This is a genomic window from Oleiphilus sp. HI0132 (assembly GCF_001635845.1).
This window is the reverse complement of sequence record NZ_LWGJ01000264.1, coordinates 1-1,365: the sequence shown is the minus strand read 5'-3', so window position 1 is coordinate 1,365 and position 1,365 is coordinate 1. Positions and strand designations below refer to the sequence as shown.

The following is a 1,365-nucleotide window of genomic DNA, read 5'->3' as shown; positions in this document are numbered from 1 at the left end:
CGACATTTTTCGATTTTTCATCAATTGTGAAGTGACCGTCATCAATAGGCTTATCGTCTTCACCTACCTCCGCTTTCTTCAGCATCGGTACCAAAGCATTAATCTGCTTATAACGCTTGGAACTGTCCTCAACTGCGCCAGATATAACCAAAGGCGTACGCGCTTCATCAATCAGGATCGAATCAACTTCATCGACAATCGCAAAGTTCAGACCACGCTGATACTTACCTTCAAGATTGAAGGCCATATTGTCACGCAAGTAATCGAAACCAAACTCGTTATTAGTACCATAGGTGATGTCTGACTGGTAAGCTGCTCTCTTTTCATCTGGCTGCTGGCCACCATAGACAACACCAACACTTAAGCCCAAAAAGTTATAGAGTGGCTCCATCCATTTGGAGTCACGCTTTGCAAGGTAGTCGTTCACGGTCACAACGTGCACACCCTTACCTTCCAGAGCATTAAGGTATACAGCCAAGGTTGCTACCAGCGTTTTACCTTCACCAGTTCTCATCTCTGATATTCGACCTTCGTGCAGCGTCATACCACCAATCAACTGAACATCGAAATGACGCATAGATAAGACACGCTTACCAGCCTCACGACACACTGCAAAAGCTTCAGGCAAAATCTGATCCAGGCTCTCACCCTCACCAACTCGCTTCTTAAACTCTGCACTTTTAGCTTTTAAGCTTTCATCATCTAGTTTGGAAAGATCCTCTTCCAAAGCGTTTATCTTCGTGACGACCTTTCTCATTCTCTTGAGTTCGCGCTTGTTCTTACTACCAAAAATCTTGGTCATTGCTGATGAAAACATAATGATCTTCTATATTCGTATCTTGTTAATTGAGAGCTCTGCAGACAGAGCGCTATTCTATAGAATGCGCCCGCACATTGATTTCTAATGGTCACGTTCGGCGTGATAAGCCAAAGATGAAACAGCGATCCCTGATTATTGTTGAAAAAATAAGTTCAAGTCTACAGTGAATTGAAACCAGGCTCAAAGGCTAAAATGGGTATGAGATGAAGTAATACAAGGGCAGAGAAGAGAAAAACAAAAGAAAAGTCGATAAATAGCGAAATGGGTCAGGTTTTTGGTAAATCAGACCCATTACCTCAACAAAGAAATAAGGCACTAACGACGATGAATATACTTCTTGGGGTTAATGACTTTGCCGTTTTTGCGTACTTCATAGTGCACGTGAGGGCCGGTTGAGCGGCCGGTGCTGCCCATTGATGCGAGCACTTGGCCTTTGTCGACAATATCGCCTACTTTTGCTTTGAGTTCTTTACAGTGAGCATAGCGGGTTGTGAAGCCTCCACCATGGTTGACTTCAACTAAGTTACCGTAACCGTAGCGGTCAC

2 protein-coding genes are annotated in these 1,365 nt (G+C 43.8%); both read right to left on the bottom strand.

Going from position 1 to position 1,365, the window contains the following annotated elements; translation table 11 throughout:
• The coding region (locus A3766_RS03240) for a DEAD/DEAH box helicase (protein WP_369808592.1) at nt 1–817 on the bottom strand (817 nt) is incomplete at its 3' end.
• A gap of 318 nt (nt 818–1,135) precedes the next feature.
• On the bottom strand, nt 1,136–1,365 hold a 230-nt coding region (locus A3766_RS03235), incomplete at its 5' end, for a M23 family metallopeptidase (protein WP_156508648.1).